We start from the raw sequence: 22936 nt of genomic DNA, 5'->3' as shown, positions 1-22936 counted from the left end.
AAAAGATATCTACTTTTCGAATAAATCAGGGATAAGATATCCAGATAATTTACTGTTCAACTTAAATTTTAGTTTTCCACGTGGGCTGTCTGTTTCTAAATAATCTTCTTCTAAAAGCTCTTTTACGATAGTGTTTGAAGTAGGTGCACTTACATCTAAAACTTTTATAGCTTCACCTCTAGTTACTTCTCCATGTATTAAAAGATATTCTAAAAGTTTATTTGAGTTTTTTGGTAAAGGTTTAATATTATGAAGCATTCCTTTTTGTGAAAGTTCTACAAATGCTTTAATTTTTGTTACCATAGAATCTAATTTTAAATATTGACTCATAAATAATACTTGATCTAATGCGATATCTAACATAAATTCCAGAAATGTTTCTAAGCCTTTTAATGTTAAAGGACCTCTTCCATCATTGTATGGACCGAATTGATCATCTGCTTTTGCTAAAAATTTTCTATAGTCTTCTTGATTACGAGCTAAGCCTCTAGATATATTCCATAAACCATATCCCTGAATATTCGTATGGAATAATAAATAATCTAAATAAAGCCTAGATATCCTACCATTTCCATCATAAAATGGGTGAATATAAGTTAAACGATGATGTGAACACAATGCATAAATTAATTTCATTGTGTGAGTGGAGTGGCTAGACTGATTATATAAGTTTTCAAACTCATTGAAACAAGATTTTAACTCATCGCTTTTAGGTGGAATATGTACACCTACTTGAACATATCCTTCTCTTAATTTACCGGGAATCATTTTTACTTCTAGTTCACCATTTTTAATATTTAAAGCATAATTCATTTCTTTTTTCTTGTAAAACTCTTCATGTATTTCTAATATCTTATCTAACGAATATGATGGTCTAGAAATATCTAATGTACTCTCCAAGTATTTTTGTACTTCTATATGAACTAAGGATAATTGTTGCATACTCTTTGTTTTATCATTTTGAGAGAAATCATTTTTCATTGCTCTTTCAATATCAATTGGATGTGTACCTTCTGATTCAATTTTATTAGAGTAGTAGGAATTTATTGTACGTAGATTATCTTTGATTGCATTAATTACCTGAATATTTAAATTACCTGTTAATTTAGCACTCTCAATTATGATACGTTCTGCTTTGTTTAGTATTTCTTGATTTAAAGGATAGTGCTCAGTTTTTGGTATAATTAGGGTTGTGTACATTCGTAACCTTTTTATATATAAAAACCTATTTTTTTGGATAGTTTTTTTAAATCTTTTTAGCTTATAAATATACTATAAATTGGTGTCTATGTCAAATTAATATTAATATATTTAATAGTTTTTTTAATAGTTTTTTTAAAAATAAATAAATAGCAACTTATTAATGAGTATTCAATAATTATACATCCTGGAAAAGTCAAGGGTTCTGTTAAAAGTGGTGGTGAATCTAGTAGTAGATGATTATGAAGCTTTTTAAAACCGACTTAAGTCGGCTTTTTATTTATAATCTATTTTTTAATTAAAGGTAATTTATTTAATAAGTTCTCACAATATTCCCATTGTTCTAAAGTCTCTTTCCATTCATTTGGAATTGCATCAACACCAAAATGTGCTCCTAATACCATTCCAATAGCAATTGCTCTTGAAGCGTTATCTCCACCTACCATTGCATTTGCTTGTAATGCTTTTTTAAGACCATCTTCTTCATTCGCATATTTAAGGATAAAGTAAATACTTCCAGGCATAGTTCCTTCAGTTGGACTAGCTTTTCCTACTTTAATAGGTTCGCTTCTGCCAACATCCCATAATCTTGCCATTGATGTAATTGCTAAATCATCACAAAACAACTCTTTTGATAAATCAGACTCTGGATTTACTGCTTCTTCATATTTAGAAATAGCTTGTTTTGTTTTTTCTTCAAAAAAACCACCCATTAAAATTGCAACATCTTCAATTGCAGATCTTGGATCTTCCCCTCTTAAAACTCTATGTGTTACTCTAGCAAAAAATTCACCTCCACCAAGAGCATGAACATCTCTATGCGTAAACATAGCTTTTCTTGCCACATCAACTATCTCTTCTTCTGTTTCATAGTATGAATGAGCTGCAACATGTCTAATTGCAGTTGCATTTGAAATTCCACCTAGATATTGAACTGCTGTTCCATTTTTAACTTGTGAGTAAGTCTCTTTTGTCATTGTACAAATCCAAGACCCCCAAGTATGTTCTAATCTATTCATCCAATGAGGAAGTAGGGGTGCTACTTCAAAAGCTCTTGGAGGATTGGCAATACTTACTAAATGTTCAAGTACTAAAATATTATAATCACCATAATCAGTAGTACCACCTGCACTTTTTCCTGGATGATAGTTTCTTTGACCCCAACCAATACCGTGAGTCTCTCCACCCATCATTTCACCTGGACTCATAAACTTTTCAATTGGTTTATTTCCATACGCTTTATATATCTTTTGGGCATCATATTCATAGTGTGAACCTAGACATAAAGCATCTCCTATAATTGCTGCAAAAAATGCACCTTTTAGTTTCTTTTCATCAGGTGTTTGAGTAATTTTGTTTTTTAATTCTTCATTCATATTTTATTCCTATTTTTTAATATTTTTATTCAATAATGCATTATAACTTATTTATTAAATATACTTTATTACTATCTATACTGATTTCATTTATAATTCATTTTTAGTACTTATAATTAATTATAGTAGAATAATAAAATAAAAATTAATATATTAGGCAGTGTATGAAAATCTTATTAATTGAAGATGACCACAACATAGTATCTCTTTTAAAAAGAGGCTTAGTTGAAGATGGTCATTCAATCGAAACTTCAAAGGACGGAGAAGAAGGTGAATATTTAGCAACTATGAATAATTATGATTTAATCATACTTGACTGGATGTTACCTAACAAAGAAGGCATAGAGATATTAAAATCTTTAAGAAAGAAAAATATTACTATTCCTGTATTAATGCTAACTGCAAAAAGTGAAATTGACGATAAAGTATTAGGATTAAATCATGGAGCGGATGATTATTTATCTAAACCTTTTTCCTATAAAGAATTAATAGCAAGAATTGAAGCAATATACAGAAGAAGTTTATCAGGTGGTAAAAATGAAGTTTTAATAAATGATTTAAATATTGATATAAATAAGAAAATTGTAAAAAAAGATAACATCGAAGTATTATTAACTGCAAAAGAATACGAACTTTTACTTTTTCTAATTAAGAATAAAAACTCAATGGTTTCAAATGGTATGATTGAGCAACAGTTATGGAATAATGAAGAATTTATAAATAGTAATGTGATTCCAGTGACTATTTATCATCTTAGAAAAAAAATAGGTAAAAATCAAATAAAAAGTTTTAGAGGCTTAGGATATAAAATTGAAGTTTAAGAGTTTAAAAACACGTATACTGTTTTGGTTTGGAAGTAGTACTTTTTTAGTTTTATTAATATTTAGTTTTTCTTTTTATTTCCTCTTTGAAAAAAATACTTATTTTAATTTTGAATCAAAATTATATAAAGAAGCAATTTTTATAAAAGAGAATTTTTTACATGATAATAAAGAAAATTTTAATAAAAGAGAATTCCTTTCTTCTAAAGCTGCATTATTTGAAAATGAGCAAATAGTAAAAAAAACAGATGATTTTAAATTAGAAGATATAAGTTCTTATTTAGACAATGAGAAATCTTTTTTATTAATACATAATGATGAAAGTATGCATGCTATTTATACTTTAAAGATAAATGATAAGTTAAAAATCATTTTATATGAAGATAATATAGATGATAAAATTGAAGATATAATAGAAGTTATGTTAGTAATTGAACCTTTACTTTTTTTTACTTTACTCTTTTTAGGAAGTAACCTAATTGATAAAATATTAATACCAATAAATCATATAACAAGAAGTGCAAAGAATATTACTATAAATAATTTCTCAAAAACTATTCCTCCTCATAAACATAATGATGAAATTTCTGAATTAATAGAATCATTTAATACTATGATTGAAAGACTTCAAGATGGTGTTAAAAATTTAGATAGATTTAATAGTGATGTTTCTCATGAATTAAGAACACCATTAACTGTTATAAGAGGGGAAATTGAAGTTACATTAAGAAAGGTAAGAGAAAGCTCATATTATATTGATTCTATGGATACTATTTATTATGAAATAAAACAAATAGAAGATATCATTGAAAACTTACTCTTATTAACAAAATATTCAAAAGAGAATATAAAAAAGACTTTTGAAGAAACAAGTGTTGATTCATTATTACTTGATACTATTTATAAATATGATACTCAAATAAAAAATAAGAATATTACTCTTACTATCGATAAAATCGAAACTATTACTAAAAAATTAAATCCTTTACTTCTTAAAACAATTTTCTCAAATCTTATAGATAATGCAGTTAAGTACTCCTTAGATAATAAAAATATAATAATTAAACTTTATCAAAATGAAAAGATGCATTTTTACATTGAAGATGAGGGTATTGGTATCTCAAAAGAAAAATTGCCTTTTATTACAGATAGATTCTATAGAGCTGATAAATCAAGAAATAAATCAATAGAAGGTTTTGGATTAGGATTATCTATTGTTAAAAATAGTGTTGAACTTCATAATGGACAATTGAAAATTGAATCTGTTTTAAATAAAGGAACAAAAATAGAAATAATTCTTTAATTCTTTTTTGTTCCTTTTATTTTTAGTTCTTCCAAAATACTTCCTTCATTTTCATTTCATTTTCAATTGCTAATTTATTATTATCAAAACCTAAAGGAAAAAGATGAAATTTATTTCACAATATAAACTTATATTATTTGTTGCTATTATCTTTACAATTTTTTATAATATGTCATTTTTCAAAAATGTTATATCTACTTATGAACCCCTAGGCATAAATATTTTATATATTTGTTCACTTGTTATTGTTTTAGTATCATTTATCGTATTTTTATTTACACTACTTTCTTCAAAGTATACAACTAAACCACTTTTAATAATTACCTTAATGACTTCTTCGTTTACAGCATATTTTATGGATACATATCATGTGGTTATTGATCATGAAATGATAAGAAATTCTTTACAAACAAACTTATCTGAATCAAGTGACTTGTTTAGTTTTCAACTTGTTATATATGTTTTATTATTAGGAGTTCTTCCATCTTATTTAATTTATAAAACAAAAATAAATTATAGACCTTTAAAAAAAGAGTTATTATTTAAGATAAGTACACTATTTATATCTTTAAGTTTTATTGTTATTACTATTCTTCTTTTTAGTAAGTTTTATACTTCATTCTTTAGAGAGCATAAGCCTCTTAGATACCATATAAACCCAATTTATTGGATTTATAGTGTAGGAAATTATATTAGTAAAACAATCAATAGTGGTCCTATAGTTGTGAAAAAAATAGGACTTGATGCAAAAATTCAAGAAAATGAAGAGGAGCTTGAGAAAAAAGAATTAATCATAATGGTTGTAGGAGAGGCTACAAGAGCGGATAGATTTTCATTAAATGGCTATGAAAAAGAAACAAATCCACTACTTAAGAAAGAAGATATAGTTAATTTTTCAAATTTCTATTCATGTGGAACATCAACTGCACAATCTGTTCCTTGCATGTTCTCTATATATAATCGTGATTCATATGATTATAAAAAAGGTATTAGCACACAAAATGTAGTAGATGTATTAACAAATACAAAAGATATAAAAGTTCTTTGGAGAGATAATAACTCAAGCTCAAAAGGTGTTGCAGACAGAATTGATTATGAAGATTATAGATCAAATAAAAACAATACAATTTGTGATGATGAGTGTAGAGATGAGGGTATGCTTGTTGGCTTAGATAGTTTTATTCAAAAGAATAAAAATAAAGACATTTTAATCGTATTACATCAAATGGGGAATCACGGACCTGCATATTATAAGAGGTATCCCAAAGCTTACGAGAAATTTACACCTGTTTGTAAAACTAATCAACTTGAAGAATGTACACAAGAAGAAGTTAGTAATGCTTATGATAATGCTGTTTTATATTCTGATTATTTCTTATCTAAAACAATAAACTTTTTAAAACCATATTCAAAAGATTATGAAACAGCAATGATTTATATGAGTGATCATGGAGAAAGTTTAGGAGAAAAGGGACTTTACTTACATGGTATGCCTTATTTTATGGCTCCTGATGAGCAAACACATGTTGCTTCATTTATGTGGTTTGGTGAAGGTGATATTAAAGAAGATGTTGATGTAGAAAAACTTAAGTCATACTCTAATAAAAGATTTTCTCAAGATAATCTATTTCATACTTTATTATCATTTTTTGAAGTTGAAACAGAAGTTTATAAAAAAGAAATGGACATTTTAAGTGATGCACGGAAATCTAAGTAAACATATACTTATTACAAGTTTATGTTTATTCTTTACGATTATACTATTTGAATTAACACCTATAGATATAATTGTTCAAAATTACTTTTTTAATTTTGATACAAGTTCTTGGATTTGGGATAATAAAGAACCTATTTCAAAGTTTTTATTTTATGATGGAATAAAAAAAACTTTAATACTTTTTGTTTTTCTTATTCTTTGTAGTTTAATATTTTTTAGAAATAAAGAAATAATAAAAACATATAAAAAAGGATTAGTTATAGTTTTATTATCAGCTATAATTATTCCTGCAACAATTGGTGCATTAAAAGCTACAACAAATATGCCTTGTCCTAAAAATATAGAATATTTTGGTGGAAGTTATCCTGATGTAAAACTATTCGATTCCTATCACATAGCCTTTGTGCAAAACAAAAAAATAAAATGTTGGCCAGCAGGACATGCAAGTGGTGGTTTTGCATTACTATCTTTATTTTTTTTATTTAAAAAACGAATACATCAAATATATGCACTTATCTTTGCTTTGACTGTTGGATGGAGTATGGGTACTTATAAAATGCTTATTGGCGACCATTTTTTAAGTCATACAATTATAACCATGCTTATAGCTTGGCTACTTATTCTAATAATATATAAAATCATTAATTCTATTGGAAAGGAAGAATATTGAGAAATCAACCAAAATACAATTTTTTTAAAAATACAACTTATGCATTAAAAGGTTTAAAAGATTTAATAAAAAATGAAACATCTTTTAAAATAGAATTAATAATTACCATAATTCTAATGCCTATACTTTTTATAATAGATGTGGCAATAGTTAGTAAACTTTTAATGTTTATTAGCTTAACAGGTATGCTTTTAGCAGAAGCAATAAACAGTGCCATTGAAAGAATTGTTGATCTTGTAACACTTGAACATAATAAAATGGCAGGTAGGGCAAAAGATGTTGGCAGTACTGTAGTGTTTATAAGTATTTTTATATTTATTGTGACATGGAGCGTAATTTTATATACATATTTCCAAAATAGTATATAATTTAAATATATCTAATATTAAATAAAAGGGATTGCATGTTTATTAATAAATATGATAAAATTCCACATGAGAGAATATAAATCACAATCCAAAGAAATAATACTAACAACAACTATTGATACACCCTTAGGACAAATGTTTGCAGCTGCTTCAAAAAAGGGAATCGTAATGCTTTGCTTCTTTACACCTTTTAATATTGAAGCTAGAATTGATACTTTAAAAAAGAGTTTTGATACAGATATCATTCCATCTGAGTGTGAATATTTTGATACCTTAAGAACTCAATTAGAAGAGTACTTTAATAAACAAAGAACTTCTTTTGAACTACCTATGCAACTAGTTGGTTCAACTTTTCAAATACAAGTATGGAAAGAGCTTTTAAATATTCCTTATGGAAAGAGGGAAAGCTTTTCAAGTTTAGCTTCAAAAATAGATGGCCTTAAATCAAAAAAAGCACTAGAAAGTCCACTTGCTCAAAATATGCTAAATATTATAGTACCTTGCCATAGAATAAAAAAAGATGATGGAAGCTTAAATGTATATGCAGGTGGAGAAGAGAAAAAAGAGTTTTTACTAAAACTTGAAAGTGCTGCTAAGTGATAAGTAAAGCTATATTTAGACAGTATGATATTAGAGGTATTGTTCAAAAAGAGTTAACAAAAGAAAATACAAAACTAATAGGATATTATTTAGGTCTAACAATACAAAAAAAGACAAAAGTTAAAAAACCATACATCATAGTTGGTTATGATATTAGAAAGCATTCTACTATGCTTTTTCAATCACTAATATCTGGTTTGAATCTTGCTGGTTGCAAGATATTAAATATTGGTCTTGTAGCAACTGGAGTTAATTACTTTGCTTCATATCAAAAGTTCGAAGTAGAAAATAAAACTATAAAACCACAGGCTTCTATTATGATAACAGGTAGCCATAATGCAAAACAATATAATGGGTTTAAGATCACTATAGAAAATCAACCATATTTTGCAGATGAGTTAATCAAATTATATAAAGATATAAAGAAAAATGAAAATATTACTATAATTGATAATCATAATTTCATAGATGTAGATGCAAAATCTTTATATATAGATTATATGTGCAAGCAATTTAAAGAGCTTGAAAATTTAAAAGAGAAGTTTGTAATAGACTGTGGAAATGGAATGGCAGATACAGTTATAACAAAAATCTTTGATAAACTAAATCTAAACTACAAAGCTTTATATACAAAGCCAAATGGAGAATTTCCAAATCATCATCCAGATCCTAGTAATGAAAAGAATCTTGTAGATTTAAAAAGCTATTTAAAAGATGACTGTCATTATGGCTTTGCTTATGATGGTGATGCAGATAGAATTGCTGTATTAACTCAAAAGTATAATATCAAAGGTGATACTTTAGCATTATTGTTTTCAAAAACTATGAAAAACCCTGTTATTATTGGCGAGGTTACATACTCACAAAATATCTTTGATGAGATTAATACTCATGGCACAACAATTATGGATAAAACAGGTTACTCAAATCTTAGATTAAAACTTCAAGAATTAAATGCAGACTTAGCAGCTGAGGTATCAGGACATATTTTCTTTAATGACAGATATTATGGATATGACGATGCTATTTATGCAACATTTAGAGTATTAGAGTTAATTCAAAATGGTATGAAAATAGATAAAGAGATAGATAAACTTCCTAAAATTTATACAAGTTCTAATATTGAGATTAAAATCCAAGAAGATAAAAAGTTTTTATTGATGCGAAAAATAGAAGAATCACTAAAGAGACTAAATAGAGACTTTCCAATAATTAAAAATATATGTAAAGTTGACGGTTTAAGAATTAACTTTGAATATGGATGGGCATTAGTTCGAGCTTCAAATACAAACCCTATATTAGTAACAAAATATGAAGCAAATACCTTTGCAACTGCAAAAACATATCAAAATTCATTTGAAAAATTAATACAAAAGGAAATAGATGAACTTAATAGCACTACAAGTTAAAACAACAGAAGATTTTACTAAAAATCTAGAACACTTAAAAGAGTTAATACAAGACTGTCCAGAAGATTCTATTATATTAGCACCAGAGATTGCCTTAAGTGGTTTTTGTTATGGCAGAATGCAAGAAGCCTCTGAATTCTCAACTTTTGCTATAAAACACTTACAGGAGTTAGCTGTAAATAAAACTATTGCTTTAACTCTAATAACAAAAAAAAATAAAAAGTTTTATAATACACTACATATTTTTGATAAACAAAAGATTATTCATACTCAATCAAAGGTAAAATTATTTCCTTTAGGAAATGAATTAGAACACTTTGATGCTGGAAATGAAGAAGATATAAAGATTATTGAAATAAATGGCTTAAAAATAGCAACATTAATTTGCTTTGAATTAAGATTTCCAGAACTTTGGCAGAAAGTTGCTGGTGCTGATATTATTTTAAATCCTGCAATGTGGGGATTAAAAAGAAAAGATCATTATGAGACTATTTCAAAATCTCTAGCACTGATAAATCAATGTTTTGTAATTGCTTGTAATAGTGCAGATTTAAATATGGCAAAAGGTAGTGCAATTATTTCTCCATTTGGAAATGTTTTTAAAGATGATGAGAAAGAAATTATCATTGAAAAAATTGATTTAGATGAGATTTCTAAGGTTCGAAAATATATAAATATTGGATTAAAAATATAAAAAAGTGAAAAAAACTATCTTTTTATTGTAAAAAATACTTTTTTATTTTAAAATTCTTTTTGATGTCAATAATATATTAAAATATTATTTTATTTTTAAAAAGTTATTTCTATCACAAAACTATATATAATTAAGATTATTATTATAAATTTTGTGAAAATTTAAGTAAAATATGGTAGATTAGATTTACTAATCTACTTTCATCGCAGATTTAATATCTTCAAAGGCAACACCGCTTTGTTTAGCTAATAGTGCCATGTTGATGATTCTTACTATATGATTTGGTATAAATTTGTATGTTGTAAAAGTCGTTGCTTTTACACCTATTTCTTCAGCAAAACTTCTTTGTGAAGTGAAGCCAATTTCTCTAATTAGTTTTTTAAATTCTTGTTTTTTCACTATTAATATATCTCGTTAAATGCTTTTTGGAATTATAATCAGGACTAACTAAATAGTAAATTAAAATTGTCCTAAATCTAGTAAAAAATAGGTTAAATTTGACAAATTTACTTATTTAATATATAATTCGCGCTTTAATTTAAGATAGAATAAAGGAAAACTGTATGAATTTAAAGATTACTTTATTAGTAATGTTGTTTATAACAAATATTTTTGCATCAAACTTTAACGCAACGAAATTAACAAAAGAAGAAATAAAAACATTAAAAGAGATAAAAAAACAAGGTGAAAAATATGGACTTAGTTATTCTCTAATGGCAATAGCTGTTAAAGAATCATCAATTGGGAAATACCTTGTAAATGTAGATAGTAAAGATTATGGTTTATATCAAGCCAACATAAAAACTGTTTTAAGTAGACAAAAAGCAAAGAACACTTCTTGGAATAGAAATAAATATGCAATGAGATTAATATCTGATTTTAAGTTTGCTACTAAAAATGCTATTGCTGAATTAAACTATTGGAAAAAAGTTCATAAGAATGATTGGAAAAAAGTTTGGAGTAGTTATAATGGTGGGTGGAAATATAATAGTAAAAAAGCTAGAAACTATTCTAGAGAAATTGCAATTATTATTAAAAAACTTAAAAGAGTAAACGTTTAGTATTAACTAACGTCTACTTCGTCATTCTCAATTTTCTGACTATAAACAGTCTCTTTACCTGACTCTAAAATCTTCGCTTGTTCAATCCATTGATTCTTTTTTGCACAACCTGGCAATGATAAAAATTCTTCAATCCAATCACAATTTTTACTTGACCAAGATGCTATTTGATTAAAGTGGAAAATACCTAATTTATTTAAGTTTTCTTCAACTTTTAAATCAATACCTTTAATTTTTATAAGTTTATCTTTTCCTGATGGTCTAGGAGAGCTTAAAATCAATGGTTTATTATCAACATTAGAATTCTTTCTAAAAACTGGATTAACACTTGTTTTAGATTTATTATCATCTTTAACATCTTTTTTATTATCATTTTTAGAAGGATTATAAGTACTTCCACTATTTTTACCAATTAAATAGCCAATAATCATCCCAATAAATGCGGCTATTATTAAATTTACAACTATTAATGAAGCTGTTTCGATCATTTTGATTCTCCTACAATAAATTCTACTCTTCTATTAACTTCAGATAGACCCTGTGCATCATCTTTTGCAATAGGGAAGTCTTCTCCATACCCAACTGCTTTAATCTGCTTAGAACTAACTCCAAGAGATACTAAAGCTGCCTTTACACTATTTGCTCTATCTTGTGATATTTCTTTGTTAAGAGAAGCTCTACCTCTTGAATCAGTATGTCCTGCAATTTCTACTGTAAGCTTACTATTACTTAACAAAATATTTGCAATTTCTTTTACTGTCTCTTTTGATTCTTCCGTTATATTTGTACTTCTTCTTTTGAATGTAATTTTGTTATTTGAAGTTAAATTATTAATACTGTTTTGAGCATCTTGAACTAACTTTGATTTAACTTTAATAATTTCTTTTTTAGGAGTAATTTTCTCCAATTCATTTAGTTTGTCTTCTGATTCACTACTTACTTCTTTAACTTTTGGAACAGAAGATTTTGTAATATTATCAATAATTGTTTCAGTATTTGATTTAAGTGGTTCTTTAATATCAGTAATCATATCAAGATTACTTTTTGCAATAATAGAATCTAATACTGGTTTAAAGTTTGAGTCTTTTAATTCACCACTTAATAAAACTTTTCCATTTTCAATAGCAAGTTTTGAACCATCTGCAAAGAACTCTTTAAATGAATCTATAAGTAAAGATAGTTTGTTTAATAAAACAACATCTTTAACTCTATTTTCTTCAAAAGTATATTCACCATTTCTATTAATATTTAATAGTTCAACTATACTTTTAGCCTGTTCTTCATCCTTAAAAGTTCCATTCATTAAAATTATTCCATTATCTTTTAATAATTCTAAAGTAATAGGTTCTTTATTTTGAGCTAATTTATCATCTTTATCTAAGCCAAAACTTTTTAATGCAGAAGATTTTAATTCATTAATTTTTAGCATTGCTGAATCTGCATATTCACCAAACATTGTATCTTCACTAGTAAAACTAGTAGTTTCATTTTCGCCTTTACTCAAAATAGTTTTGTAGTCAAATGTAGCAACTGTATAAGCTATTAGAATTACTAAAGCTATTAATAAAAAGAAAACTTTTTTCCCTAATGACATTTTAATTCCTGATGTTTTTTATAATTTTTATGATTATATCTTATAAATAAAAAATTATTGTTTAAATATAAGACAATAATGTAAGTATGTGTAATATTAAAAATGTATTTTATCCTTTTTATAAGAATAAAACAAGCTAAAATCATGAATATTTAGTATGATTATAAAGGAATTTGCAAAGTTACTTTAGTACATTTTTTATAATCACCATAACTACAGTTTTCAATTTTTATGGAACCTTTCATACTTTCTGTTATGATTTTATGAGTCATATATAAACCAAGTCCAGTACCTTGAGATTTGTGTTTAGTAGTAAAATATGGTTCAAAAACTTTTTTAATTACTTTTTCATCAATTCCACCGCCATTATCTACTACTTCAATTACAGCGTGAGTTTTTGTTTTATATGATGATATATGCATATATCTATATTTCTCATCTATATTTTTTAAGGCATCTTTAGAATTTGATAAAATATTTAATAAAGCTTGATTTAATTCATTTTCATAACTATTTACAGTAATTGATTCTAAGTTATGTTCAACTTTTATAAAACTATTTGTAAAAGACCCTTTCATTAAAATAAGAACTTTTTCTATACTATTAGAAATATTAAACTCTTTTTTTAATTTATCTTCTTTTATGTAGTTCTGAAAATCATCAATAGTTTCAGATAAGAATTTTGTAGTTTTTGTAATATTGTCTAAAGATTCATTAAGAACTTCATCGCTTAAGTGATTAAACTCTTTTTGCAGTTTTAAGCCAGAAGAAGTTGTAGAAATACTACTTAAGGGCTGTCTCCATTGATGAGCAATATTTCCTATCATTTCACCTAAACTTGCCATTTTTGATTGTTGAAGCATTAGCTCTTCTTTATTTTTTATATCTGTTAAATCAATTAAAGAAATGATATGTGAAGGTAGATTGTCAAATTCTACAGCTTCACCCTTTAATAAAACAGGAATGAGTTTATTTGTTTTTGAAATAGCAACCAACTCTGAAGAATCTGCTGAAGTTAATTTATCACATAGATTAGTATTATTATCTGTTTGAAATATCGTTGAAACATCGTTATTTATTATTTCATCTTTAGACTTATACTCAAGAATTTTAATTACTTCATCATTTGTATAAACTATTTTTTTATCTCTAACTATTAAAATACCTGCAATATTTAGCTCAATTAAAGTCTTAAAGTTATTCAAAGATTTTTCAGTTTCATCTTTTGCTAATTGTAATTTCTTTTGATATTGTAATAATTGTCTATTTCTATAAACTACGAAAAGGAGAATTGATATAAATACTAAAACAGTTTTTATTAGTATTGAATAATCTGATTTTTCTTCATATTTAGTTTTGATCCATACATTAAAAATATCTTCTTTTTCTTTATATGTCATTTGATTTAAAACTTTGTTAATTATACTTTTTAAAAGCGGATAATCATCTCTTATCATAAACTTTAAATTAAAATCAATTCCAGTTTGACCTGTAATTTTTATATTTGTAAAGCCGAAATTTTTAATATTAAATGAAAGAGCAGGCATCATATCAATATATGCATATACTTTATTATCAGATAAGTATTCTAATCCTTCTTTTGGATTATTTACAAAAACAAAGTTCATATCAGGGTATTTTTCTTCAAGTAGTCTATGCGCAGTATAATTTCGACCTACTGCGATTTTTTTTCCTAATAATTCAGAAGCATTTTTAATAAAGTTTTTATCTTGTAATGTAGCAATACCTAAAGGTGATTTTAAATAAGTATGTGAAAAAATAGAATATTTATCACGTTCTATAGATTGTGATGTTCCAATTATCACATCACTTTTTTTATTTTTTATATTCTCAATTGCTTCAGTAAAAGTTTTTTTAGGTATAAATTCTACTTTTAAATTTGCTTTTTCAACTATATAATTCCAAAAATCTATTGATATTCCATACATTTCTCCATTATTATTAACAAAATTAAAAGGAGCCCAAGTTTTAGTTGAAGTAGATTTTATAATTGTATTTTTAATAAAAGATTTTTCTTCTTCTGTAAAATCTATTTTTTTTGAAATATTTACCCATTTATCTTCTAAGACTTTAATCTCATCATCACTTACATCTAATATCGCTTTTTGAAGTAATGAATGTAGTATTTTTAAATCTTTTTGAATACCAATATGAAGTCTACCATCATAATCGTCTAAAGAAATCAAAGATGCAATTTTTAAATCTCCATAATTATTTTTATTTATGTAATAATTTGCTAAGAATTTATTTTGAATTGTTACATCTATAAAATTGTCTTTTATAGCATCAAATATATCCTTTACATTTTCAAACTCTATTATATTTGCATGAGGATAAGCATATCTAATTTTTTTTGTTAGCGTCCAATCTTTTATCATTCCAATTTTTTTATTAGTTAAATCATCACTATTTACAATATCTGTTCTTGATTTTTTCGTCACAATAGAAAAAGTTTGAGATAAATATGATTGAGTAAGATTCATATATTCTTTTCTTTGTTTATTATAAGCAACAACAGGCATAATATCTATTTTACCTGTTTTAAAATCCTCATACAAAGTTGACCATTGATCTGTTATAAAAACTGGTTTTATATTTAATTTTCCTAAAACTAGTTTCATATAATCTACTACATAACCTTTAGGAATACCATTTTCATTAAAATCATAAGGAATCCAATCATATTCATTAGCAATCTTTACTGTCTTATTCTTTTCAATATATTTTAATTCTTCAGCAGATAAATCTAATTTATTAGACTTTTTTACATTTAGTTTTTCAGTTCCAATCCATTTATTAATAATTCTATTTTTTTCTTCTATTGTAATTGAATCAAGACTTTTTTGTAATATATCACGTAAGATTGGATTATCAATAGTCGTAGCCATATGTAAATGATTTTGATTAAATCCAAATTGAAATTTTGCATTAAGTCCAGAGATACCATTTTTTTTCAAATAATAATTTATTAAAGTAATATTTGAAATAAAAAAATCAGCTTTATTTGTAATAACAGCATCTATTGAATCTAAAAGCTTATTTGAATAATGTAATTTTACATCAGGATAATTATTTTTTAAAATTTCTTCGTGAACATAACCTTTTATAATAGCTGCTCTTTTACCTTTAATATCATTAATTTCTTTTATTGTATTATTATCTTCTTTTGCAAATAAATAATCTCTTGTAATTATATAATCTTTAGTAAAAAGTAAAAATTTTTCTCTTTCAATAGTTTTGGCTAAAATAGGAAGAATATCAATCTCTTTATTCTTTGCTTTTAAAAGTAAGTTTTCCCAAGTATCAGTAATATAGTTAAATTTTAAACCACTTCTTTGCTCAATTAAATCTAAATAATCTTTTGATAAACCTGCATTCTTTCCATTTTCTAGAAAATCATATGGTGCCCAATCAAATTCAGCTCCAACAGTAATAATAGGATTGTTTTTTATAAAATTTTTTTCTTTTTGTGAGAAGTCAGCATTTAAAAGACCTTCTTGTCCAAATATATAAGAAACTAATAATAAAAATAGCAATAGTTTTTTAAACATTTTAACTCCAGCCTTTTTCTGTGTAAGTATAGCTAAATTGCTATATTAGTTAGCATATCAATCCAAAAATATTTTATATTTGTACCTCTATCAAGGACTTTCCAACCATATGTTATTGAATGATATTGCAATTTATTATCAATAATTTTAAAGGTCATTTCTTTATTTGATTCTACACCTAAAATTTGTGTAAAGTTTACATATACATAATTATCTTCAATATCTAATTCATAAGTAAAATCTTCTAAATCTTCAAATTGTTTTTTAATAAAATCTTCAATTTTTTCTTTTAACATAATGCATATCCTTTAAATTTACATAATATTGTACTGTATTTGCATTATATTAAATTAAAACTTGCTCTTTGAAAATAGATTATTTTTAGCTAGAATTTAATAAAAGGAAAAATTATGAAACTTTTACTAATAGTTAGCATATTACTAAGTTCAGTTTTTGCTTCACCACCAGAAGAATTTGATAGAGAAAGATATGAAATAGGAGAGCAAGTATTTGATAATAAATGCAGCTCTTGCCATGTTAAATCAATGGATATTCAAGTTCTAATGAGTAACTTTATTGAGCATGATAATAAAGTTTTAAAACTAAAGGCCCCAACAGGAAATGAAATATCATTTAGATTAAAAAGCCAGATTGGTAGTAAAGATGACATCGAATTCCAAATAGAAGAAGTTGCAGATTTTGTAAAAGATTACCTAATCAATCCAGATAAAGCAAAAACAGTATGTCTAGAAGGTGTTGTAAAACACTTTGATACAATGCCTTCCATGAAAGGAAAAGTTACAGAAGAAGAGATGGAAGATGTAACATTCTTCTTATATTTTTTAGAAGGATGGAATGGAATTAATGAGTATTATGAAAAAGATGAGTTTTAAATATAAATGAAAAAGATATTATTAATAGCACTAATAGCTTCTTCTTATAGTTTATATGCAAATGAAGTAAAAGTAGTCGATGTAAAAGCAAATTGTTCTACCAGTCGTGTATGTACATTTGATGTAACACTAAAGCATCAAGACACAGGCTGGAAGCACTATGCAAATAAATGGGAAATCTATACGCCAGAAGGTAAACTACTAGCTAAAAGAACTTTATATCATCCACATGTAAATGAACAACCATTTACTAGAAGCTTATCAGGAGTTAAAATACCAAAGGGATTAGATAAAGTAATTGTAAAAGGTCATGATTTGATTCATGGATATTCTGATGATGTTTTTGTTTATAAGTTTAAATAATAAAATTAAAAAGGATTTTAGATTAGAGAAGAACTAATAAGAAAAGGTGTTTTAGTAGGGGTTTTATTGTTAATCCTACTTGTGTATACTTTACTTAGATAGATGAAGAAAAACTAAAGAGACAAAATGATTCAAAACAACCTTAGCTTAACTAAGGCTGTATAATAGAGATACCTTTATAAGTAAATATTAACTGTAAAGTCTATATTCTCAATATATGGTAACATTATATAAAAGATACATAATAATTTGCTTTTATACTTTAGTTTCATAGAACTCCTTACTTCATTATTTGATTAATGAATCTTAAAGAAGTTTTCAGTCATACTTTCAATGATGAAATAGAAAGTGTACTGGTTTATCTTCTTCAAGATTTTAAATCAGTATAGTTTTATGACATTTCGGTCAAACTGCTATCTCTTAGAAATCATCAAAATCAATTGAACCTTTTGAATAATTAACAACATTCCCTTCAAAGAAGTTAGTTCTTTGATCATTAAATGACGCATATCCATCTACCCATGGTATTGGATGCTTCACGTTGTATTCTGGTTTATAACCAACTGCATCAAGTCTTTTGTCTGCTAGGTATTGAATATATTGTTTGATAATCGCATCTGTAAATCCTAAGATTTGACCTTGTGTGATATATGAACCCCATGAAGCTTCAAGTTCAACTGCTTTTCTAAACATTGCTCGAACCTTTGCTTCTAATTCAGGTGTAAATAAATCTGGTCTTTCTTTTCTAACAGAGTTAATCATATTTTGAAATAATAAAAGGTGCGTTACTTCATCTCTTTGAATAAATCTAATCATTTGTGATGAACCTAGCATCTTTCCTGATTTTCCAAGTGCATACATAGCTGCAAATCCAGCATAGAAGTATAAACCTTCTAAAATTTGGTTTGCAAACAAAGCGAGTACAATTTTTTCATCTGTAATATCACCTGCAAGATTTTTATATACATCTGCAATATAATTGTTTTTCTCTCTTAATTGTGGATCATTTTTCCACATATCATAAATCTCATCTGTATTATCTGAAATAGATTCAACCATAACTGCATATGATTTAGAGTGATTTGCTTCTTCATAAGCTTGTCTTGAAAGGCATGCATTTACTTCAGGAGCTGTAATATATGGATTGATATTATCCATTAAGTTATTTGTTTGTAAAGAATCCATAAATATTAATTGTGATAAAACTAAATCATACATTCTTTTTTCAGGAGGTGTTAAATACTTATAGTCTTTAGCATCTCCTGTCATTTGTACTTCTTTAGGAAACCAAGTGTTACCTTCCATTGTATCCCAAAGATTAAGAGCCCATTGGTACTTCATCTTTGTGAAATTGATCATACCATCACTATTCCCACCAAAAATTCTTCTATCATTTAAATTTTCTTTTGAATCTGGGTTATATATTACTTTTCTATCCATGGGTCCCTCTATATTTTCTTCAATTTTTTATAAGTCATAAACAGCTTGTCCTATTGACAACCTGAACATTCCATACTTCTATCTTCTACATCATTACTAGCTTCTGGTGATTGAGATCTTAAATAATAAGTAGATTTAAGTCCTAACTTCCAAGCAAGAGTATAAATCTCATGTAAATATTTACCACTTGCTTTATCTAAACTCATGAAAATATTTGTACTTTGACCTTGATCTATCCATTTTTGTCTAATTGCAGCAGCTTTAATTACTTGTAACTGATCAATTTCAAAAGCAGGTGTATAATAAGACCATGTTTCTGGATTTAATTTTGGAACTACAACAGGAATTAATCCTGATAAGTTTTCTTCAAACCATTTTCTTTTATAAACTGGTTCAATAGCTTGTGTAGTACCAACTAAAATAGAAATAGATGATGTAGGAGCAACAGCCATTAGGTAACCATTTCGCATACCATTTGTTTTTACTTGTTCTCTTAAAACATCCCAATCATAAGCAGAATCAAATAAATCTTTTTCTACAAGTGCATTTACAGCTTGAGGTGCATGATCATGAGGCATAATACCTTGAGACCATTTAGAACCTTCAAATGTTGGATAAACACCTTTTTCAACACCTAATTTAGATGAAGATGAAATTGCATTATATGAAATTGCTTCCATGATAGTATCAATCTTTTTAAAGTGTTCTTGCGATCCCCATGCTAATTTATTTGCAGCTAGCATTTCTGCTTCACCCATAACACCAAGTCCAATTGATCTTGATTTTAAGTTAGTAGCTTTTACTTTTCTTAATGGATAGAAGTTTAAATCAATTACATTATCAAGCATTCTAATTGCAATTGGAACAACTCTTTCAATATCTTCTCTTGTATTAATTCTAGAAAGGTTTACAGAAGCTAAGTTACAAACAGCCGTATCTCCATCTATTTTTTGTTTTTCAACAATAAATACTTTTTTGCCATTAATTGAATCAAGTGCTGTTACTTTATTCGCTTTCTTTTCAATACCACCATCAACTATTACTAAATCATTTTCTTCATAAGTAGAAATTGAACCATCGTTAAATTCTAACTTGATTTTATAGTGATTTGGATTTGTATTTTGGAAAATCTCTGTACAAAGATTTGAGCTTCTAATATGTCCAACGTGTGAGTTTGGATTTGCTCTATTTGCATTATCTTTAAAACAAAGGAATGGCGAACCAGATTCGAAATAAGATGTTAAAATCTTTTTCCATAAATCTTTGGCTTTCATTCTATCTTTTGTAATACTTTCATCTTTTTCATAAGCTTCATATCTAGATCTAAATGCATCACCGTGAAGTTCAGATAAATCTTTTACTTCATAAGGATCAAATAAAGTCCAATAAGAATCTTCTAGAACTCTTTCCATGAAAAGGTCAGTAATCCATAAAGAAGGGAATAAATCATGTGCACGACGTCTTTCTTCTCCTGAGTTTTTCTTTAAGTCAATAAAGTCAACTATATCCATATGCCAAGGTTCTAAATAAACTGCAATTGCACCTTTTCTAGTACCTAATTGATCAACTGCTAAAGCAACATCATTTGTAATTTTTAAGAAAGGTACTGTTCCACCAGCTGCACTTTTGTGGTCATCAATAACACCACCTAAAGCTCTAACTTGGTTCCAATCCCATCCAATTCCACCACCATATTTAGATAATAGTGCCATTTCATGATAAGAGTCAAAAATACCTTCAATATTATCTGGCGTTGAACCAATATAACAAGATGAAAGTTGATGTCTATTTGTTCTAGCATTTGATAATGTAGGCGTTGCTAACATAACTTCAAACTTAGAAACTACATCATAGAACTCTTTAGCTCTTTGCATTTTATTTTCTTCATCTTGTGCAAGGAAAATAGCAATTGCCATAAACATTTGCTGTGGTAATTCAATAGGATTACCCTCTTTATTTTTGATTAGATATCTATCATATAATGTTTTTATACCAAGATAATTAAATAAATAATCTCTTTCTGGTTTGATATAGTCATTTAATTCATCTAAATCAAAACCTTCACCTAAATTAGGAAGTAATCTTCCTGCATCTTTACCATATTGTAAATATTCTTTAAAGTGACAGTAAGGTTCACCTTTAATTCCATGAGTAGCTTTTCCAACTCTGTGATATAAATCAAAAACAAATAGTCTAGCTGCTGTAAATGTCCAGTTTGGAACATCAATATCAATTTTCTCAACTGCTGTTTTAATTAGTGCATCTTGGATATCAGAACTACTCATTCCATCAATAAATTTGATTTGTGAGTCAAGTTCTAATTCACTTTGAGATACCCCTTCTAAGTCTTCAGTAGCTTCAATAGTCATCTTTTGGATTTTTGTAATATCTAAAACTTCTTTACGACCATTTCTTTTTTGAATCATAATTGCCATATTTAATTACCTTTTATTTTCTTATGTTTTCTTATATTAAATCTACTTGAATACTCTTTTAAAGATTGCGCTTACGTTTTTAGTGTAATATTCAAAATTAAAACACTCTCTAATTTGTTTTTCAGATAAAGACTTACCTAACTCTTCATCAGCTAATAAATATTGTAAGTATAAAGACTCACCTTTTTTATTAGTTGAAGGTTTTCCTTGTTGAATTTCTTGCCAAACTTTCATAGCATTTCTTTGTACAATTCTATATGCATCTTCTCTTGAAACACCTGCAAGTGGTAGTTCTAATAATACTCTTTGTGAAAATACTAATCCACCTGTTAAGTTTAAGTTTTTCATCATATTTTCAGGCATTACTGTTAAGTTTGCAATTACATTGTTCATTCTGTGAAGCATAAAATCAGATGTAATAAATGCATCTGGTAACCAGAATCTTTCACTTGATGAGTGAGAAATATCTCTTTCATGCCATAAAGCAACATTTTCCATAGCAGGTGCAGCAAATGATCTAATAGTTCTAGCTAATCCTGTAATATTTTCAGTTAAAATTGGATTTCTCTTATGAGGCATCGCAGAAGAACCTTTTTGGCCTTTTGCAAAAAATTCTTCACATTCATAAACTTCTGTTCTTTGTAAATGTCTAACTTGAACTGCAAATTTTTCAATACTAGAAGCCATTGATGCTAATGCTGTTGCTAATCTTGCATATCTATCTCTATGAACTACCTGGTTTGAACAAGGTTCTGGTTTTAAACCTAATTCTTTCATAGCATACTCTTCTAATTTTAAAGGAGCATGAGCAAAGTTACCCATTGCGCCTGAAATTTGACCAACAGAGATAACTTTTCTTGTTTCTTTAAGGTTTTTAAGATGTCTAGACATTTCATCATACCAAACAGCAAGTGTTAAACCAAAAGTAATAGGCTCACCATGAATACCATGAGATCTACCTACCATTAAAGTATATTTATGCTCTTTTGCTCTTTTTTTGATAGATTTCATAAGAATTTTAACATCTTTGATGATTAAATCTAAAGAATCTCTCATTTGAAGTGCAACTCCAGTATCTACAGCATCTGATGAAGTCATTCCATAATGAAACCATCTAGATTCTTCACCAAGTGATTCTGAAACACTTGTATTAAATGCAATTAAATCGTGTTTAGTTATAGCTTCGATTTCTTCTATTCTTTCAACTGAGAAAGTTGCATTTTTTACAATTTTTTTAGCATCTTCATCTGGAATTAATCCAATTTTGTTCCAAGCTTTAACTGCTGCTTTTTCTACTTCTAACCATGCTGCATATCTTGCTTGTTGTGTCCATTTTGAACTCATTTCTTCTCTAGCATATCTTTCAATCATCTACATGTCCCTTGTTATCAATGTTTTTTTATTTTATAAAAAATTAGTA

Annotated in this window: 21 protein-coding genes; 11 read left to right on the top strand and 10 right to left on the bottom strand. The window is 26.8% G+C overall.

Annotated features, from left to right (window positions below):
• Positions 1–9: 9 nt before the first annotated feature.
• Both KO488_RS10860 and KO488_RS10855 read right to left on the bottom strand, forming a co-directional pair.
• Positions 10–1200, bottom strand: coding sequence for a Fic family protein (locus tag KO488_RS10860; RefSeq protein WP_216058834.1), 1191 nt, complete (start codon positions 1198–1200; stop codon positions 10–12).
• A 287-nt stretch (positions 1201–1487) separates the two neighbouring features.
• The gene (locus KO488_RS10855) at positions 1488–2576 is read right to left on the bottom strand and encodes an ADP-ribosylglycohydrolase family protein (RefSeq protein WP_216058833.1); all 1089 of its coding nucleotides are present in this window, start codon (positions 2574–2576) and stop codon (positions 1488–1490) included.
• 164 nt (positions 2577–2740) lie between these two features.
• Here KO488_RS10855 and KO488_RS10850 point away from each other — a divergent pair, with 164 nt between their 5' ends.
• The 8 genes from KO488_RS10850 to KO488_RS10815 all read left to right on the top strand — a co-directional run bounded on the left by KO488_RS10850 (position 2741) and on the right by KO488_RS10815 (position 10158).
• Entirely contained in the window at positions 2741–3397 is a 657-nt protein-coding gene (locus KO488_RS10850) for a response regulator transcription factor (RefSeq protein WP_216058832.1), read from the top strand.
• The gene (locus KO488_RS10845; RefSeq protein WP_216058831.1) at positions 3387–4700 is read left to right on the top strand and encodes a sensor histidine kinase; all 1314 of its coding nucleotides are present in this window, start codon (positions 3387–3389) and stop codon (positions 4698–4700) included. Before KO488_RS10850 ends, KO488_RS10845 begins: the two co-directional genes overlap by 11 nt.
• A gap of 103 nt (positions 4701–4803) precedes the next feature.
• The gene (locus KO488_RS10840) at positions 4804–6417 is read left to right on the top strand and encodes a phosphoethanolamine transferase (RefSeq protein WP_216058830.1); all 1614 of its coding nucleotides are present in this window, start codon (positions 4804–4806) and stop codon (positions 6415–6417) included.
• Positions 6398–7087 (top strand): phosphatase PAP2 family protein, encoded by a 690-nt coding sequence (locus KO488_RS10835; RefSeq protein ID WP_216058829.1) that lies wholly within the window; start codon positions 6398–6400, stop codon positions 7085–7087. Before KO488_RS10840 ends, KO488_RS10835 begins: the two co-directional genes overlap by 20 nt.
• A complete protein-coding gene (locus KO488_RS10830; protein ID WP_216058828.1) occupies positions 7084–7455 on the top strand; it encodes a diacylglycerol kinase in 372 nt (123 codons plus the stop codon). The genes KO488_RS10835 and KO488_RS10830 overlap by 4 nt, the downstream gene beginning before the upstream one ends.
• Before the next feature lie 66 nt (positions 7456–7521).
• Positions 7522–8055 (top strand): methylated-DNA--[protein]-cysteine S-methyltransferase, encoded by a 534-nt coding sequence (locus tag KO488_RS15410; protein ID WP_216058827.1) that lies wholly within the window; start codon positions 7522–7524, stop codon positions 8053–8055.
• Complete coding sequence (locus tag KO488_RS10820; RefSeq protein WP_216058826.1) at positions 8052–9464, top strand: phosphomannomutase/phosphoglucomutase; 1413 nt, start codon at positions 8052–8054, stop codon at positions 9462–9464. The genes KO488_RS15410 and KO488_RS10820 overlap by 4 nt, the downstream gene beginning before the upstream one ends.
• Positions 9439–10158: a nitrilase-related carbon-nitrogen hydrolase gene (locus KO488_RS10815; RefSeq protein WP_216058825.1), complete on the top strand. Its 720-nt coding sequence runs from the start codon at positions 9439–9441 to the stop codon at positions 10156–10158. Before KO488_RS10820 ends, KO488_RS10815 begins: the two co-directional genes overlap by 26 nt.
• A 189-nt stretch (positions 10159–10347) precedes the next feature.
• On the opposite strand, the gene KO488_RS10810 is transcribed toward KO488_RS10815, so the two are convergent.
• Positions 10348–10557 (bottom strand): hypothetical protein, encoded by a 210-nt coding sequence (locus KO488_RS10810; protein WP_216058824.1) that lies wholly within the window; start codon positions 10555–10557, stop codon positions 10348–10350.
• 164 nt (positions 10558–10721) lie between these two features.
• Between KO488_RS10810 and KO488_RS10805 the strand changes: the two genes are divergently transcribed.
• Positions 10722–11219 (top strand): transglycosylase SLT domain-containing protein, encoded by a 498-nt coding sequence (locus KO488_RS10805; RefSeq protein WP_216058823.1) that lies wholly within the window; start codon positions 10722–10724, stop codon positions 11217–11219.
• A gap of 2 nt (positions 11220–11221) precedes the next feature.
• On the opposite strand, the gene KO488_RS10800 is transcribed toward KO488_RS10805, so the two are convergent.
• The 4 genes from KO488_RS10800 to KO488_RS10785 form a co-directional block, all read right to left on the bottom strand.
• Positions 11222–11707 carry a hypothetical protein gene (locus KO488_RS10800; protein WP_216058822.1) on the bottom strand — a complete coding sequence of 162 codons (486 nt, stop codon included), beginning with the start codon at positions 11705–11707 and terminating at the stop codon, positions 11222–11224.
• A complete protein-coding gene (locus KO488_RS10795) occupies positions 11704–12813 on the bottom strand; it encodes an OmpA family protein (protein ID WP_216058821.1) in 1110 nt (369 codons plus the stop codon). Before KO488_RS10795 ends, KO488_RS10800 begins: the two co-directional genes overlap by 4 nt.
• Positions 12814–12974: 161 nt before the next feature.
• Positions 12975–16385, bottom strand: coding sequence for a transporter substrate-binding domain-containing protein (locus KO488_RS10790; RefSeq protein ID WP_216058820.1), 3411 nt, complete (start codon positions 16383–16385; stop codon positions 12975–12977).
• 32 nt (positions 16386–16417) lie between these two features.
• Positions 16418–16681 carry a hypothetical protein gene (locus tag KO488_RS10785; RefSeq protein ID WP_216058819.1) on the bottom strand — a complete coding sequence of 88 codons (264 nt, stop codon included), beginning with the start codon at positions 16679–16681 and terminating at the stop codon, positions 16418–16420.
• 114 nt (positions 16682–16795) lie between these two features.
• Between KO488_RS10785 and KO488_RS10780 the strand changes: the two genes are divergently transcribed.
• Both KO488_RS10780 and KO488_RS10775 read left to right on the top strand, forming a co-directional pair.
• Positions 16796–17278: a hypothetical protein gene (locus KO488_RS10780; RefSeq protein ID WP_216058818.1), complete on the top strand. Its 483-nt coding sequence runs from the start codon at positions 16796–16798 to the stop codon at positions 17276–17278.
• A gap of 6 nt (positions 17279–17284) precedes the next feature.
• Complete coding sequence (locus KO488_RS10775) at positions 17285–17641, top strand: hypothetical protein (RefSeq protein WP_216058817.1); 357 nt, start codon at positions 17285–17287, stop codon at positions 17639–17641.
• Between the two features lie 420 nt (positions 17642–18061).
• Here the strand turns inward: KO488_RS10775 and KO488_RS10770 are convergent, their stop codons facing one another.
• From KO488_RS10770 to purB, 3 genes are read right to left on the bottom strand one after another with little or no spacing between them, the layout of a single operon-like run.
• Complete coding sequence (locus tag KO488_RS10770) at positions 18062–19081, bottom strand: ribonucleotide-diphosphate reductase subunit beta (protein ID WP_216058816.1); 1020 nt, start codon at positions 19079–19081, stop codon at positions 18062–18064.
• Positions 19082–19131: 50 nt separating this feature from the next.
• Positions 19132–21516 (bottom strand): ribonucleoside-diphosphate reductase subunit alpha, encoded by a 2385-nt coding sequence (locus KO488_RS10765; protein ID WP_216058815.1) that lies wholly within the window; start codon positions 21514–21516, stop codon positions 19132–19134.
• Between the two features lie 42 nt (positions 21517–21558).
• Positions 21559–22887 carry an adenylosuccinate lyase gene (gene purB / locus KO488_RS10760; protein WP_216058814.1) on the bottom strand — a complete coding sequence of 443 codons (1329 nt, stop codon included), beginning with the start codon at positions 22885–22887 and terminating at the stop codon, positions 21559–21561.
• Positions 22888–22936 lie beyond the last annotated feature (49 nt).

It is taken from the genome of Poseidonibacter lekithochrous (assembly GCF_018861145.1).
Taxonomy (GTDB): domain Bacteria; phylum Campylobacterota; class Campylobacteria; order Campylobacterales; family Arcobacteraceae; genus Poseidonibacter; species Poseidonibacter lekithochrous_A.
This window is presented reverse-complemented; position numbering and strand designations above follow the sequence as displayed.

What these genes read in the sequence shown, in the direction of transcription:
- KO488_RS10815 (WP_216058825.1), top strand. Translation starts at nt 9,439, where the DNA reads ATGAACTTAATAGCACTACAAGTTAAAACAACAGAAGATTTTACTAAA.
- KO488_RS10775 (WP_216058817.1), top strand. Translation starts at nt 17,285, where the DNA reads ATGAAAAAGATATTATTAATAGCACTAATAGCTTCTTCTTATAGTTTA.
- KO488_RS15410 (WP_216058827.1), top strand. Translation starts at nt 7,522, where the DNA reads ATGAGAGAATATAAATCACAATCCAAAGAAATAATACTAACAACAACT.
- KO488_RS10860 (WP_216058834.1), bottom strand. Translation starts at nt 1,200, where the DNA reads ATGTACACAACCCTAATTATACCAAAAACTGAGCACTATCCTTTAAAT.
- KO488_RS10850 (WP_216058832.1), top strand. Translation starts at nt 2,741, where the DNA reads ATGAAAATCTTATTAATTGAAGATGACCACAACATAGTATCTCTTTTA.
- KO488_RS10765 (WP_216058815.1), bottom strand. Translation starts at nt 21,516, where the DNA reads ATGGCAATTATGATTCAAAAAAGAAATGGTCGTAAAGAAGTTTTAGAT.
- KO488_RS10835 (WP_216058829.1), top strand. Translation starts at nt 6,398, where the DNA reads ATGCACGGAAATCTAAGTAAACATATACTTATTACAAGTTTATGTTTA.
- KO488_RS10840 (WP_216058830.1), top strand. Translation starts at nt 4,804, where the DNA reads ATGAAATTTATTTCACAATATAAACTTATATTATTTGTTGCTATTATC.
- purB (WP_216058814.1), bottom strand. Translation starts at nt 22,887, where the DNA reads ATGATTGAAAGATATGCTAGAGAAGAAATGAGTTCAAAATGGACACAA.
- KO488_RS10780 (WP_216058818.1), top strand. Translation starts at nt 16,796, where the DNA reads ATGAAACTTTTACTAATAGTTAGCATATTACTAAGTTCAGTTTTTGCT.
- KO488_RS10805 (WP_216058823.1), top strand. Translation starts at nt 10,722, where the DNA reads ATGAATTTAAAGATTACTTTATTAGTAATGTTGTTTATAACAAATATT.
- KO488_RS10785 (WP_216058819.1), bottom strand. Translation starts at nt 16,681, where the DNA reads ATGTTAAAAGAAAAAATTGAAGATTTTATTAAAAAACAATTTGAAGAT.
- KO488_RS10855 (WP_216058833.1), bottom strand. Translation starts at nt 2,576, where the DNA reads ATGAATGAAGAATTAAAAAACAAAATTACTCAAACACCTGATGAAAAG.
- KO488_RS10795 (WP_216058821.1), bottom strand. Translation starts at nt 12,813, where the DNA reads ATGTCATTAGGGAAAAAAGTTTTCTTTTTATTAATAGCTTTAGTAATT.
- KO488_RS10770 (WP_216058816.1), bottom strand. Translation starts at nt 19,081, where the DNA reads ATGGATAGAAAAGTAATATATAACCCAGATTCAAAAGAAAATTTAAAT.
- KO488_RS10790 (WP_216058820.1), bottom strand. Translation starts at nt 16,385, where the DNA reads ATGTTTAAAAAACTATTGCTATTTTTATTATTAGTTTCTTATATATTT.
- KO488_RS10800 (WP_216058822.1), bottom strand. Translation starts at nt 11,707, where the DNA reads ATGATCGAAACAGCTTCATTAATAGTTGTAAATTTAATAATAGCCGCA.